Origin of the sequence: Aeromonas sp. Y318-1 (assembly GCF_027706125.1) — a bacterium.
In the GTDB taxonomy this organism is placed as follows: Bacteria; Pseudomonadota; Gammaproteobacteria; order Enterobacterales; family Aeromonadaceae; genus Aeromonas; species Aeromonas hydrophila.
Map to the genome: position 1 here is coordinate 92137 of NZ_JAPDCM010000012.1, position 13623 is coordinate 105759.

General features: G+C 60.1%; 17 protein-coding genes. 2 read left to right on the forward strand and 15 right to left on the reverse strand.

From position 1 onward, the window contains the following. The first annotated feature begins 79 nt into the window (after positions 1 to 79). Positions 80 to 1291, forward strand: a complete 1212-nt coding sequence (locus tag OKB87_RS17720; RefSeq protein ID WP_029303566.1) for an RsmB/NOP family class I SAM-dependent RNA methyltransferase — start codon at positions 80 to 82, stop codon at positions 1289 to 1291. A gap of 77 nt (positions 1292 to 1368) precedes the next feature. Here the strand turns inward: OKB87_RS17720 and OKB87_RS17725 are convergent, their stop codons facing one another. Further along, positions 1369 to 1713, reverse strand: coding sequence for a Grx4 family monothiol glutaredoxin (locus tag OKB87_RS17725; protein ID WP_168965964.1), 345 nt, complete (start codon positions 1711 to 1713; stop codon positions 1369 to 1371). A 286-nt stretch (positions 1714 to 1999) separates the two neighbouring features. Between OKB87_RS17725 and sodB the strand changes: the two genes are divergently transcribed. Beyond that, entirely contained in the window at positions 2000 to 2584 is a 585-nt protein-coding gene (gene sodB, locus OKB87_RS17730) for a superoxide dismutase [Fe] (RefSeq protein WP_011705306.1), read from the forward strand. Positions 2585 to 2710: 126 nt separating this feature from the next. Here the strand turns inward: sodB and OKB87_RS17735 are convergent, their stop codons facing one another. The 14 genes from OKB87_RS17735 to OKB87_RS17800 all read right to left on the reverse strand — a co-directional run bounded on the left by OKB87_RS17735 (position 2711) and on the right by OKB87_RS17800 (position 13622). Next, positions 2711 to 3523, reverse strand: a complete 813-nt coding sequence (locus OKB87_RS17735; RefSeq protein WP_016350065.1) for an MlaA family lipoprotein — start codon at positions 3521 to 3523, stop codon at positions 2711 to 2713. An 80-nt stretch (positions 3524 to 3603) separates the two neighbouring features. Further along, complete coding sequence (gene ccmI / locus OKB87_RS17740; RefSeq protein WP_207137219.1) at positions 3604 to 4878, reverse strand: c-type cytochrome biogenesis protein CcmI; 1275 nt, start codon at positions 4876 to 4878, stop codon at positions 3604 to 3606. Continuing rightward, positions 4875 to 5354 carry a cytochrome c-type biogenesis protein gene (locus OKB87_RS17745; RefSeq protein WP_011705303.1) on the reverse strand — a complete coding sequence of 160 codons (480 nt, stop codon included), beginning with the start codon at positions 5352 to 5354 and terminating at the stop codon, positions 4875 to 4877. Before OKB87_RS17745 ends, ccmI begins: the two co-directional genes overlap by 4 nt. An 11-nt stretch (positions 5355 to 5365) precedes the next feature. Next, positions 5366 to 5896, reverse strand: coding sequence for a DsbE family thiol:disulfide interchange protein (locus tag OKB87_RS17750; RefSeq protein WP_005298853.1), 531 nt, complete (start codon positions 5894 to 5896; stop codon positions 5366 to 5368). Continuing rightward, a complete protein-coding gene (locus OKB87_RS17755; protein WP_011705302.1) occupies positions 5893 to 7848 on the reverse strand; it encodes a heme lyase CcmF/NrfE family subunit in 1956 nt (651 codons plus the stop codon). The genes OKB87_RS17750 and OKB87_RS17755 overlap by 4 nt, the downstream gene beginning before the upstream one ends. A gap of 82 nt (positions 7849 to 7930) precedes the next feature. Further along, on the reverse strand, positions 7931 to 8422 hold the full coding sequence (ccmE, locus tag OKB87_RS17760; protein WP_011705301.1) for a cytochrome c maturation protein CcmE: 492 nt from the start codon (positions 8420 to 8422) through the stop codon (positions 7931 to 7933). Continuing rightward, positions 8419 to 8625: a heme exporter protein CcmD gene (gene ccmD / locus OKB87_RS17765; RefSeq protein ID WP_011705300.1), complete on the reverse strand. Its 207-nt coding sequence runs from the start codon at positions 8623 to 8625 to the stop codon at positions 8419 to 8421. Before ccmD ends, ccmE begins: the two co-directional genes overlap by 4 nt. 2 nt (positions 8626 to 8627) lie before the next feature. Next, positions 8628 to 9368 (reverse strand): heme ABC transporter permease, encoded by a 741-nt coding sequence (locus OKB87_RS17770; RefSeq protein WP_011705299.1) that lies wholly within the window; start codon positions 9366 to 9368, stop codon positions 8628 to 8630. 163 nt (positions 9369 to 9531) lie between these two features. Then, on the reverse strand, positions 9532 to 10200 hold the full coding sequence (gene ccmB / locus OKB87_RS17775) for a heme exporter protein CcmB (RefSeq protein ID WP_011705298.1): 669 nt from the start codon (positions 10198 to 10200) through the stop codon (positions 9532 to 9534). A gap of 5 nt (positions 10201 to 10205) precedes the next feature. After that, entirely contained in the window at positions 10206 to 10841 is a 636-nt protein-coding gene (gene ccmA, locus OKB87_RS17780; protein ID WP_077096029.1) for a cytochrome c biogenesis heme-transporting ATPase CcmA, read from the reverse strand. 154 nt (positions 10842 to 10995) lie between these two features. After that, entirely contained in the window at positions 10996 to 11382 is a 387-nt protein-coding gene (locus tag OKB87_RS17785) for a DUF2802 domain-containing protein (RefSeq protein ID WP_011705296.1), read from the reverse strand. An 18-nt stretch (positions 11383 to 11400) separates the two neighbouring features. Further along, complete coding sequence (locus OKB87_RS17790) at positions 11401 to 11889, reverse strand: chemotaxis protein CheW (protein ID WP_005298836.1); 489 nt, start codon at positions 11887 to 11889, stop codon at positions 11401 to 11403. A gap of 69 nt (positions 11890 to 11958) precedes the next feature. After that, positions 11959 to 12831, reverse strand: coding sequence for a chemotaxis protein CheW (locus tag OKB87_RS17795; RefSeq protein WP_269383882.1), 873 nt, complete (start codon positions 12829 to 12831; stop codon positions 11959 to 11961). Beyond that, entirely contained in the window at positions 12828 to 13622 is a 795-nt protein-coding gene (locus OKB87_RS17800) for a ParA family protein (RefSeq protein ID WP_011705294.1), read from the reverse strand. Before OKB87_RS17800 ends, OKB87_RS17795 begins: the two co-directional genes overlap by 4 nt. Position 13623 lies beyond the last annotated feature (1 nt).

Sequence of the window (13623 nt, forward strand, 5' to 3'; positions counted from 1 at the left end):
TATCATTGCGCGGATTTATCAGTTTTTGAGCCGCGTCACCATGACGACGGTTCGTCTTTATCTGACCAAGGTTAATCTCATGCTCAAATCCCCACTGTTGCCCCGTTTCGGGGACCTGGTCGTTGCCATTGTTGACGATGTGCTGGGCCAGGGTCTCACCCTGGATCGCGCCTATGCCCGTCACTTCTCCGGCATCGAACTCAAACCGCAAGAACAGGCAAGGATTGCCCTGGTCACCGGCGATCTGCTGCGTCGCCTCAGCCTCTATTGCGCCCTGACCGGCATCCAGGTCCGTCAGGCCGAGAAGAACGTCTGGCCACTGCTGCACAGCTGGCACGCTTTTCACAAGATAGCCCAACCCAACCATCCGACGCTGGATCGCTTCAATGAAGAGGCGTTTCGTCGTCGTCTGACCGAAGCCAAGAAGAACCCGGTGCTGATGGATGGTTGCCCGACCTGGCTTGAAAAACTCGGCAGCGAGCAACTGGGCGAAGCCTGGCCTGCCGAACGTGCCGCGCTGGCCTGGATGCCCAAGCGTTATCTGCGGGTGAACAGCCTCAAGTGCACCCGTGAAGAGCTGCAGGCCGCACTGGCCAAAGAGCAGGTCACCACCATTCCAGTGGAAGGGGTCGACTCAGCCCTGCAAGTGACCTCGGATGCCGCCCTGTTTCGTACCAAGGCCTTTGCCGATGGCTGGTTCGAGCAGCAGGATGCCGGCTCCCAGCAGGTTGCGGCCGCGCTGGAAGTGAGCCCCGGCATGCGCGTCATCGATGCTTGCGCCGGTGCTGGCGGCAAGACCCTGCATCTGGCCGCCATGATGGAGGGCAAGGGCCGCCTGCTGGCGATGGATGTGGAAGAGTGGAAGCTGGAAAACCTCAAGCAGCGCGCCCGCCGCGCCGGGGCCCACAACGTGGAAACCCGGGTGATCACCAGCAGCAAGACCGTCAAACGCCTCAAAGAGAGTGCCGATCGCGTGCTGCTGGACGTGCCCTGCTCCGGCCTCGGCGTGCTCAAGCGCAACCCGGATGCCAAGTGGCGCGACACCGCCGAGCGGCTGCCGGTACTGGTTGCCCTGCAGGCGGAGATCCTGCAACGCTATAGCCAGATGGTGAAGGTGGGTGGTCTGCTGGTCTATGCAACCTGCTCCATCCTGCCGGAAGAGAACCGTCAGCAGGTGGACAAGTTCCTCGCTGCCAATGAAAACTACCGTCTGCGGGATGACCACACCGTCAGCCCGGCCGCCACCGGCTTCGATGGCTTCTACATGGCACGCATCGAACGCATCGCCTGATGCCTGTTGTAAGATAAAGTTGTGAAATAAAAAAGGGGAGCCAGCGGCTCCCCTTTTTGCATGATGCAGATGCTGCCTTATTCTGCGGTGGCGTCATCCTGCTTGTGTTTGGCGGCAGTTTCCTTGATCAGGGTCTGCAGCTCGCCAGCCTGGAACATCTCGATCATGATGTCGCAGCCACCGACCAGCTCACCTTCCACCCACAGCTGGGGGAAGGTCGGCCAGTTGGCAAACTTCGGCAATTCGGCGCGGATATCCGGGTTTTGCAGGATGTCGACGTAAGCAAACGGCTCGCCACAGGACATCAGGGCCTGGGAGGCCTGGGCAGAGAAACCGCAGCTGGGTAGCTTGGGGGAACCCTTCATGTACAGGATGATGGGGTTTTCAGCCAGCTGCTGTTTGATCTTTTCAATAGTTTCCATAGGTGCCTCACTAGAGCGATTTCGGCGGCCATTCTACTGCAATCCGGGCAGACCACAAACTGGCAAACCACCTCGGGTGCAAGAAGTGATGAATCAATACGCCGCAGCTTGATCCGGATCATGGCGAGAATCAAGAGTTGTTAGCCCATCTTTGATGCTGGTACAATCGATGGGCTTTGGGCCATCTGGCCCCCTTATTTCAAGAACAATTCTTTTCAAGATAGAAAAGAGTACGCAATGTCTTGCAACCGTCGCCTTCGCACGGCCAGCCAATGGAGAGTAGAAAATGGCATTCGAACTTCCCGCTCTGCCCTATGCAATCAATGCTCTGGAACCGCACATCTCCCAGGAAACTCTGGAATACCACCACGGCAAGCACCACAACACCTATGTGGTCAACCTGAACAACCTGGTGCCGGGTACCGAGTTTGAAGGCAAGTCTCTGGAAGAGATCATCAAGACCTCCACTGGCGGCATCTTCAACAACGCCGCCCAGATCTGGAACCACACCTTCTACTGGCACTGCCTCTCCCCGAACGGCGGTGGCGAGCCCACTGGCGCCTTGGCCGATGCCATCACCAAGGCCTTCGGCTCCTTCGCCGAGTTCAAGGATGCGTTCACCAAGTCCGCCATCGGCAACTTCGGTTCCAGCTGGACCTGGTTGGTGAAAAAGGCTGACGGCTCCCTGGCCATCGTCAACACCTCCAACGCCGGTTGCCCGCTGACCGAAGCCGGTACCACTCCGCTGCTGACCGTTGACCTGTGGGAACACGCCTACTACATCGATTTCCGCAACCTGCGTCCGAAGTACATGGAAACCTTCTGGACTCTGGTCAACTGGGAATTCGTGGCCAAGAACCTGGCTGCCTGATAGCCCCGTTCTTGCCAAAACGCCCCGCTCTTGCGGGGCGTTTTTTTATGCCTGTGCAACAGCAGAGACGAAAAAGGCGCCCGCAGGGGCGCCTTTGTTACGTTACTCGAGCCGGATGCGCTGGCATCACTGGTCGATTTCATCCAGATAGTCGTCCAGATTGCTGTCATCTTGCTTCTCCTGCTGCTCTTGCTTGAGCTCGGTCTGACGACCGGTCACCTTGTTCTGGTTGTACTGCAGATAGAAGTCCTTGGTCAGGGCATAAGGATCGAGCGCGTTGTCGATGATCCGCTCCTGATCGATCAGCTTGGAACGGGTACCCAGACCATCCAGCGCCCAGTGCACCACCTTCAACGGGAAAGTCAGCAAGGCATAAGGGAAATACAACGTATCCACGGTATCCCCCACCAGCTTGCGGGTGGTGGTCGGGCCGTACACCGGCACCATCAGGTAGGCGCCATCACCGATATCGGCACGACCCAGCACGGTATTGAGCTCCAGCTTGTTGCGCGCCAGGCCGGCATGCTTGGCCACATCGAAGATACCCAGCAGACCCACTGTGGTGTTGAGGGTGAAGCGACCCAGGTTGGTGCCCGCCCCCTTCAAATCGCCGGTGATGAGATGGTTGACCATGCTGCTCGGCTCGTTGAAGTTTTCCACCAGGTTTTCGATGCCGTCCTTCATTCCCTGCGGAATATAGCGGGCATAGCCGTGCACCACGGGACGGGCCACATAGGGCTCCAGCACATCGTAGTTGACGGCCCACATGGCCCGGTTGGCGCCCTGAAACGGGTCACGACCATCGCTGGCCGTGCTGGTCGCACCAGGCCGGCTCGGCGTCTCCTTGAGGTCAAGGCTCTCGGGCCCCTGCTTGGGCGGGCCGCCAGCACAGCCGCCCAGCAACAAGGCCACCATCAATGCCCCTACACGCACATACATATGGAAGTCCTAGCTTTTTATTGTGATTAATCTGAATTATAGGCAGCCCGGCCCCATCGAGGAGCCGGGCCAAAGGCGTATTAGAGGGCGTGATCGATGCGGATGTCAATCGGCGCTGAAGGAATCGAACCGGTCGCGACCGGAACGGAGACACCTTCAAACGCCCCTTCCTTGTTCATGACGTTGCCGCCACGGGAGAGGCGCGCCTTGAACTGCAGCTCGGGATAGGCGGCCAGCTTGTTGCCTTCCATCATGGCGTCACCGTCCCCCAGCGACAGGGTCAGCGGGAAGTGCGGCCCCGGGATGCGCTTGACCGCGATGGGCATGGGCGGTCCGTTGGGGATCACCGCAAACACGAACAGATGGGCATCTTCCGGCAGTGCAATGCCATCGGCCAGCGTCACCTTGAGCGGGAACTCGCCGGCCTTCACCTCCAGTACCTGGTCAGAGGCCACGTTCTGCCCGCTCGCCTCAGCCGGCACGGTCGCACTGGCCATGCCGCGCTTCTTCAACTGCTGCTCGGCGTAGTCGATGGAACGCTCCACCATGGTGTAACGGGTCGAACCCTTCTCCATCAGCGGCAACATCTCGCGCCAGCGTTGCAGGGCGGTCTTGAAGTCCTCTTTTTGCAGCGCCATGAAGGCGTAGACGGAGCGCGCCTCGATATTGGCAGGATCCTGGGCAATAGCCACCCGCAGCAGCTGGTCGGCCTGCGCGTCATCCCCTGTCATCATCAGTGCCTGGGCGTAGGGCACCGCCACCATCGCCTTCTGCGGGGCCAGCCCGTAGGCCCGCTCCAGCGCCTCGCGGGCCATCTCGGGATCATTGCCATCCAGTGACAGCCGACCCAGCAGCAGCCAGCCGCGGTAATCGTTCGGCTCGTCCTTCAGGCGGGTACGCAGGGCCAGGGTGAAGTCCAGCAGATCCTGCTCGGTGACCTCGGCGTCCCGCTCCACCAGGATGCGGTTGCTGAGCTCGCCCAGCCGACTGTTGGCATCCTGCCAGCGGCTGACCTCCTGCCAGGAGCCGAGCTTGTAGTAGAGCCCCAGGCTCACCACCACCAGCACCAGCACACCTGGGATCCAGATCATGCTCTTGCCGCCGCGGGCGGTCTGCTCCACGTCGGGGATGTCGTCCAGCAGGCTGCGCTGCAGCTCGATCAGGGTGTCCTGCTCTTCCGCCAGCACCCCTTGCTCGCGCTCTTCCCCGATCTCCAGCAGACGCTGGCGATAGAGCTGTTTGTTGAGGGCCGAGCGGCTGATGCTCTGCTTGCCCTCCCCCCGCCACAACGGCAGCACCAGCGCCAGGCTCACCAGCGCCAGCAGGGCCGCGATCACTATCCAAAATGCGGTCATTGTTTCTCTTCCTCTTTGAGCAGGGCAGCCAGACGACGCTGCTCCTCCGCGCTCAGGGCGCTATCCGCCGGCGTAGCAGCCGCGGGACGACGGCGACTGCGCACCACCACCATGACGACACCGATGACGATCACCAGCAGGGGGCCGAGCCAGAGGATCAGGGTCGACGCCATCAGCGGCGGGTTGTACAGGATGAAGTTGCCGTAACGGGCGACCATGTAGTCCACCACTTCCTGCTTGTCCTTGCCCTCGCGCACCATCTGGTAAGTCTTGTCACGCAAGTCCTTGGCCAGGCCCGCGTTGGAGTCGGCGATATCCTGGTTCTGGCACTTGGGGCAGCGCAGCTCCTTGGTCAGCTCGCGAAAGGTCTGCTCTTGGGCGTCGCTGTCAAAGGTGTAGACATCGATGGCGGCCAGCGCCTGGCCTGCCCCGCCCAGTCCCGCCAGCAGCAGCAGGGACGCAATAAACATTCTCATCAGGCTCTCCCTCACTTCATGGCGTCATAGATGGGTTTGAGGGTGCTGGCCCACACCTCGGGGTTGACGTCCCCCACGTGGCGATAGCGAATGATGCCCTGACTGTCGATGAAGAAGGTCTCCGGCGCGCCGTAGACCCCCAGATCCAGCCCCAGCATGCCGTCGGGATCATAAAGATTGATCTGGTAGGGATTGCCGAGCTCCGCCAGCCAGTTGATGGCCTTGGCCCGTTCATCCTTGTAGTTCATGCCGACGATGTAGATCCCCTGCCCCGCCAATTGCTTGAGGTAGGTGTGCTCCCCATAGCAGGTCGGGCACCAGGTGGCCCAGACGTTGAGCAACATGGGGCGCCCCTTGAGGATGCTCCTGTCATGCTGTTTATTGAGGTCATAGATGTCCTGCAGGGTGAACACGGGCACCTCCTTGCCCACCATCACGGACTCGAGCTTGGTGGGATCGGAGTAGAGCCCCTTGAACAGAAACACGGCCCCCAGCAGAAACACGATGAAAGGGATCAGAAACAACCAGGTCTTCTTGCTCATGCCTTGGCCTCCTCGTCACGACGACCGAAACGGTAGCGCTTGTCCAGCATCGCCAGCACGCCGCCGATGGCCATGAAGACGCCGCCGAACCAGATCCAGCGCACGAAGGGTTTGTAGTAGATCCGCACCGCCCAGGCGCCACTGTCGAGCTGCTCGCCGAGCGCCGCGTAGAGATCCCGGGTGAAACCGGCATCGATGGCCGCCTCGGTCATCGGCATCCGGGTCACCTTGTACATGCGTTTCTCCGGCTTGAGCAGGGCGACCTGCTTGCCGTCCTTGTGCACTTCCAGTACGCCCTTGAAGCCGTCGTAGTTGGGGCCGTTCTTCTCCTTGATGCCGGTGAAGACGAACTCATAGTCGGCAAACTGGACCCGATCGCCGGCCTGCATCCGCAGATCCTTCTCGATGCTGTAGTTCTGGGTACAGGCGATGCCGATGATGCTGACCGCAAGGCCCACGTGACCCAGGATCATCGCCCAGTGGCTGTTGCCAAGGCGGCGCACGCCGACGGCGAAGCTGTGCTTGTGGGTGGCACGCACCCAGGTCTCCTGCACGCTGGTCACGATGATCCAAGCGCCAAGCCCGATACCGAGCGCAGCCCAGGGCTTGAATTCCTCGGCCAGCAGCAGCGGCAGCAAAATGGCAGCGGCCAGGCTCAATACCAGTGCCAGCACCACCTTGCCCTTGAGCTCGCCCAGCTCCTGACGGCGCCAGCGAAACAGCGGGCCAACCCCCAGCAACAGGGCGAACGGAATGATCAGCCAGCTGTAGATGTGGTTGAAGAAGGGAGTACCGATGGAGATGCTGCCCAGCCCCAGCTCCTTGTGTACCAGTGGCAGCAGGGTGCCGAGCAGCACGGTCAGCAGACCCGCCACCAGCATGATGTTGTTGCACAGCAGCAGGGTCTCGCGGCTCCACAGTTCGTGCTTGCCGTGGCTTCTCACCTGGGAGCCCTTGAAGGCAAACAGCAGCAAGGATGAACCGATTACCGCCAGCAGGAAGCCCAGAATGAACAGGCCGCGGGTCGGGTCGGAGGCAAACGCATGCACCGACACCAGCACGCCGGAGCGCACCAGGAAGGTACCCAGCAGGCTCAGAGAGAAGGCGGAAAGCGCCAGCAGCACGGTCCAGGCCTTGAAGGTGGCGCGTTTTTCACTCACCGCCAGCGAGTGCAGCAGGGCGGTACCCGCCAGCCAGGGCATGAAGGAGGCGTTTTCTACCGGATCCCAGAACCACCAGCCGCCCCAGCCGAGCTCGTAATAGGCCCACCAGGAGCCGAGCACGATGCCCAGGGTGAGGAAGACCCAGGCAGCCATGGTCCAGGGACGGGACCAGCGCGCCCAGGTGGCATCAAGCCGACCTGTCATCAAGGACGCGATGGCGAAGGCAAAGGCCACCGAAAAGCCCACATAGCCCATGTAGAGCATCGGCGGGTGGAAGATCAGACCCGGGTCCTGCAACAGCGGGTTGAGGTCGCGCCCATCCACCGGGAAGTAGGGCAAGGTACGAATGAAGGGGTCGGAGGTAAACAGCACGAAGGCGGTAAAACCGACCGAGATGAGGCCGAGCACGCCGAGCACCCGCGCCACCGCGTCGAGCGGCAGGCGACGGCTGAACATGGCAACGGCCGCAGTCCAGCCTCCCAGGGTCAGCACCCACAGCAGCAGGGAGCCTTCATGGGCACCCCACACCGCGGAGATGCGATAGGCCAGCGGCAGCAAGCTGTTGGAGTTGGTGGCCACGTACTGCACGGTGAAGTCGTTGTCGATGAAGGCCCAGGTCAGGCACAGGAACGACAGCAACAGCAGCAGGAACTGGGCATAGGCGAGCGGACGGGCCGCCGACATCATGCCAAGGCGCCCCCATTTGGCCCCGAGCAGCGGATAGCTGCCCAGCAGCAGGGCGGTGGCGAAGGCCAGGATCAGTGAAAACTGTCCCAATTCAGGGATCATGGCTGAACTCCTTTCAAATGAGCCGCAGCACGAACCTGTAAACCGGCTTGAAAAGGTGAAAACGGTGCGAATGCTGCCGGGATCATTGCTTGCTCCCCTTCAGCTGCGCCTCGGTATATTCCGGCTTGAAGTGCATGCCGTTGGTGGCATCGGCCACTTCCGGCGGCATGTAGTTCTCATCGTGCTTGGCCAGCACCTCGAAGGCGGCGACCGTGGTGGCATCCTTGAGGGTGCCCTGGGCGACGATCCCCTGCCCCTCGCGGAACAGATCCGGCAGGATACCGTCAAACTCGACGGTCACCAGATGCCCGCCGTTGTCCACCAGCTTGAAGGCCACCTTGAGGCTCTGGGGATCCCGCTGTACCGAACCCGGGACCACCAGACCGCCGATGCGCAGGCGCTGTCCCTCTTCCGGCTTGATCTTGTCCGGGCCCTTGCCCTCCACCAGCTCGCTCGGGGTATAGAAGAGATCGATGTTCTGGCTGAGGGCATAGAGCACCAGGCCGATCACCGCGGCAAGCCCGGCACTGATCGCCAGGATGATGGTGAGGCGTTTCTTGCGTCTCGGGTTCATAGGGTGTTCTCCATCTGCTGGGCCGCCTTGCGGCGGGCCTCTCGCGCCTGCTTGTTGCGCAGTTCACCGAGCAGGGCACGGGTTTTCATACGGGTGGAAATGACGATGCCGACCAGGCAGAGCAGGGTCAGACCGAAAGAGAGCCAGACGTAGAAGGCGTAACCGCCCATCGCCAGAAAGTCACTGAATGAGGCAAAGTGCATGCTTACTTCTCCTGCTCGGCTATCTCTTTGACCCAGGGGCGGTGCCACTCCCGCATCAAGAGCTCGTTTCGAAAACGCATCAGGGAGAGGGCCCCGAGGAAGGCGGCAAAGGCCAGGATCATGATGAGCAGCGGCCACAGCATCTCGGGGGAGATGGAGGGCTTGTCAAACTTGGTGATGCTGGCGCCCTGGTGCAGGGTGTTCCACCACTCCACCGAGTAGTGGATGATCGGCAGGTTGATCACCCCCACCAGCGCCAGGATGCCAGCAGCGCGACCGGCCAGCACCTTGTCGCTGAAGGCGTTGTAGAGGGCGATGACGCCGAGGTAGAGGAACAGCAGGATCAGCTCGGAGGTGAGTCGCGCATCCCACACCCACCAGGTGCCCCACATGGGTTTGCCCCAGGCGGCGCCGGTAAACAGTGCGATGAAGGTGAACACGGCGCCGACCGGCGCGACCGCGGCCACCGTCATGTCCGCCATCCGCAACTGCCACACCAGACCGATGAAGGCGGCTACCGCCATGGTGGAGTAGGCCCCCATGGAGAGGATCGCGGCCGGAACATGGATGTAGATGATCCGGAAGGAGTCGCCCTGCTGATAATCCGCAGGTGCAAAGGCCAGCCCCCAGAGGGTGCCGATGATGAATGCCAGCAGGCTTGTCACGGCAAACCAGGGCAGCAGGGTCCCTGCCAGCTGGTACGCGCGCTCGGGTTTAGCGTAAGGGTGCAACCATTTCCACATAGCTCACAAAACCTTTCTGTTATTAATATCGTGGCGAGGCCTACCATACCCACTGCCGGAAAACATCACATCCCCCGAAAGCAATAAGCAGCCATCCTCTTGATCTATCTCAATTATATTTTTTATAACGGCCCTTCCATGGCCACTTTTTCAGACGCTTTCGTCAATTCACGCTGACTCGCAGCGCCGCCGAGACCGCCAGCGGGGTCAGGGTCAACGCACCGGCCAGCATGGCCCCCAGAATCGCCAGCTGCCCCGAATAGGGCAGCCCCATCCCCGCTGCATCGATGGCAGAGGTGGCAAAAATCAGTACCGGAATATAGAGCGGCAGGATCAGCAGGCTGAGCAGTACCCCCCCCTTGCGCAAGCCGACCGTCAGGGCGACGCCGACCGCCCCGAGCAGGCTCAGCACGGGCGTCCCCAGCGCCAGGGTGGCGACCACCGCCAGATAGGTGTTCATGTCCAGCGACAGCAAAATGGCGAGCAGCGGGGAGATGAGCAGCAGTGGCAGGCCGGTCAGCAACCAGTGAGCGATCACTTTGGCCAGCGCCAGCAAGCCCAGCGGATGGGGCATCAGCATCATCTGCTCCAGCGCACCGTCGCCGAAGTCGTCGCGAAACAGCCGCTCCAGCGACAGCATGGCCGCCAGCAGGGCGGCCACCCAGATGATACCGGGAGCAATGCGGGCCAGCAGCTTGGGCTCAGGGCCGATCCCTAACGGAAACAGGGTGATGACGATGAGGAAAAACCAGAGCGGGTTGAGGATGTCGGAGCGCTGGCGCAGGGCCATCAACAACTCGCGGTGGATCAGGTGCATTACGGCGCGCAACATCAGAACTACTCCTGCAGCAAGGGCGTGAGAGAGAGGGTCTTCAACCGTCCCTGCATCAGGGTCATGTCCTGATGGGTGGTGAGGATCACCATGCCCCCTCGTTCGGCGTGGGTCAGGAACAGCCGCTCCAGCACCTTCACCCCCTGCTTGTCGATGGCGGTGAACGGCTCATCCAGGATCCAGAGCGCCGGCTTGTCACTGAGCCACAGGCGAGCCAACGCGACACGGCGCTGCTGGCCGGCGGAGAGCTGACCGGTGGGGTTTTCTTCAAACCCGGCCAGACCGACCTGGGCCAGTACCCGCCACAGATCCACGCTGGTATCGGCCGCATGGTGCAGTTTCTGGTAAAAGGCGAGGTTTTCGAGCGGTGTCAGGGCAGCCTTGACGCCAGGCTGGTGACCGAGATAGAGCAGATTGGCGTGATATTCATCGCGGCAACTGCGGATATTTTCACCATTCCAGCACACTTCACCGGCAAAGGGTTGAGACAAGCCGGTCAGCAAGCGCAGCAGGCTGGTCTTCCCTACCCCGTTGGGGCCTTCAATTTGCACCAGATCACCGGGAGCCACCGCAAAGGAGAGATGTTCAAACAGAGTGCGATCTTCACGCACGCAGCTCAGATTGTGAATTTGAAGCAGCATGAGGATGTAATCAGTGAAAAGAAGCGGCCTGCATATTAACACAGTATCGGGAAGCGTCTTTTCAAAGATGCCAATTATCAGCAGGATTTGTGGGGGAGATCCCGCCTTGAAGAGAGGGGAGGAAAATCAGGAAGGCGGATGCCTTCCCGAACATTCATGAGCGGCCTTTTCGCAATGAAATCAACAATTCAGCCTCGGCCTTAGGCAATTCACATTCATTCATGACCTCATCGAGGTCGGCACCGAGTTCCACCATCTTGGCGGCGCGGCTGTACAGGCGACGTTCCGGATCCTGCAGGGTCAGCTCCTGCTGGCGATCGTTGATCTGCTGCATGGCCCCTTCGACGGACTGCAGACGCTGGCCCATGCCGATGGCCCCGGTATGCAGCTCCATCATCTGCTTGCGCAGGCTCTCGAGCTGCCCTTGCAGCGTCTCCACCCTGGCCTCGGACTCTCGCTGGCCACGTCGGCTGCCAATTACCCCATACAGGGCCAGCACCAACGCCAGCAAGGACAACCCCAAGGCGGCAATTTCAATCATCAACACATTATCTTCCTATCAGAGGGAACCGATATCTTCCCACTCTTCATCGGAGAGCAGCTTGTTCAGATCGACCAGGATCAACAGCTGACCATCGCGGTTGCTGACACCCTGAATGAACTTGGCACTCTCTTCGGTACCCACCGCCGGGGCCGCGTCGATCTCGGAGGAGCGCAGATAAACCACCTCGGCCACGCTGTCGACCATGATGCCGATCACCTGCTTCTCCGCCTCGATGATGACGATACGCGAGTTCTCACTCACATCGCCGGAGGGCAGGCCGAAACGGGAACGGGTATCGATGACGGTCACCACGTTGCCGCGCAGGTTGATGATGCCCAGTACATACTCGGGTGCACCGGGCACAGGGGCGATCTCGGTGTAGCGCAGCACCTCCTGCACCTGCATCACGTTGATGCCGTAGGTTTCATTTTCCAGCTGAAAGGTGACCCATTGCAGCACTTCATCTTCAGCCAGATTCTGTGCAATATTGCGCTTTTCTGTCATGTTTTTATTCCTTTTATGAAAACGTCTACTGGTAAAACTAGCAATAAAACAGCCCGAGTGCAGAAGTTATCAGCGACCTTCTATGTTGACCCCGCGCTCCAGCAACAGGAGCAATTCCTTCACATGCAGCAGGGCACACATCTTCTCCTTGACCATGCCCGCCAGCCAGGGGCGTTTGCCCTCCTGATGGCGCCATTTGACCTGGTCACGATGCAATAACTCCGTTCCCTTCAGATGATGGCAGGCAAGTCCCCAAGGAGATTCACCCAGCATGATCAAATACTTGTAATCAGGCACTTCCAGATGCTGGCCGGGCATGACCCACTGCGCCGTATCCACCACGTTCATCTTCTGTTCGCGGGAAGTCATGATCCCCTTGTACCAGCCTGGCTGACCAAACAGGGAGTTCACTTCTCCCAGTTGATGAATGCCGCCAAGCTCGGTCAACGGCACCGCAAAGGTGACACCGGCAACCTCAAAAAACAGCGCCTGAAACTCCTTGCCGGTATCGATATTCTCCCAGCTGGAGGGGGCGACCTCCTCCTGTGGCGCCAGCGCAACATCGGTCTCCGTCACCACCAACGTAGCAGGATCCGCAGCTGCAGGCTCAGGCATCACCTCGGGCCAGACTGGCTCGACGGGCAGCAGGGCATCTTCTGCCTCAATCTGGAGTGGCTCGCTGACGACCTCTTCATGACTCAGCGCGTCGATTTCAAACTGAACCTGACCAACCTGAGCCAGCAATTCACTCAACTGCTCCAGCCGTTGATCCGCTTCCAGATAAGGTTGCGCCACCTTATCGACAACCGGCTGGGGCTGACGCTGCAGCTGTATGACGGGGGCAGAGTCAGGCTCGTCAGACGAATCCAGCAGCAGCGCATCATCCAGCAATAGGGAGTGGAAGTAATCATCCATGGCCCGAACTTGGGTGGTATCTCTCATGATGTCACCTCATGAGCACGCTGACGCTCTTGCGCATCAAGATAGTTGAGCAGGGTCTCATAGGCATAGGTGCCACGGCTGCTCGGCGAATAGATGGAGGGGGGAATGTGAAGCAAACTGGCATCCCGGAATTTGGTATCTATGGGTATGACGGCATTCCATACCGCATTGCCGTGCTGCTCCTTGATGGACTGCAGAGTCATCAACGAGGCACGGGTTCGCTTGTCAAACATGGTGGGAATGACGGTATAACGGAACTTCTCCCGTTTGGAGCGCTGCATGATTTCAAACGTCTTCATCATCCGCTCCAGCCCTTTGAGCGCCAGAAACTCGGTCTGCACCGGTACCAGGATCCGGTCACACGCCGCCAGCGCATTGACCATCATGACCCCCAAGACAGGCGGACAGTCGATCAGCACGTAATCGTACTGATCCTGAATACGCAGCAACGCCCGCTTGAGTACCAGCCCCATCCCTTCCCGATTGCCCATCACCCGATCCAGGGTCGCCAGGGTGATTGACGCGGGCAGCAGATGAATGTTGTCAAACTTGGTGCGCAGCGTCAGTTTATTGACGAGCTCTGCCGTTGGTTTGACCGCCTGAAACAGCTCATAAAGAGTGCCATCCAGCCGGTCGGAATCAAAATCGAGATAAGAGGTCAGGGAGGCATGAGGGTCGGTGTCAATCAACAGCACCCGCTGACCGCGCTGGGCCAGAATACCGGCCAGCGAGACCACTGTGGTGGTTTTACCGACCCCACCCTTTTGGTTGGCAACCGTCCAAACAATCACT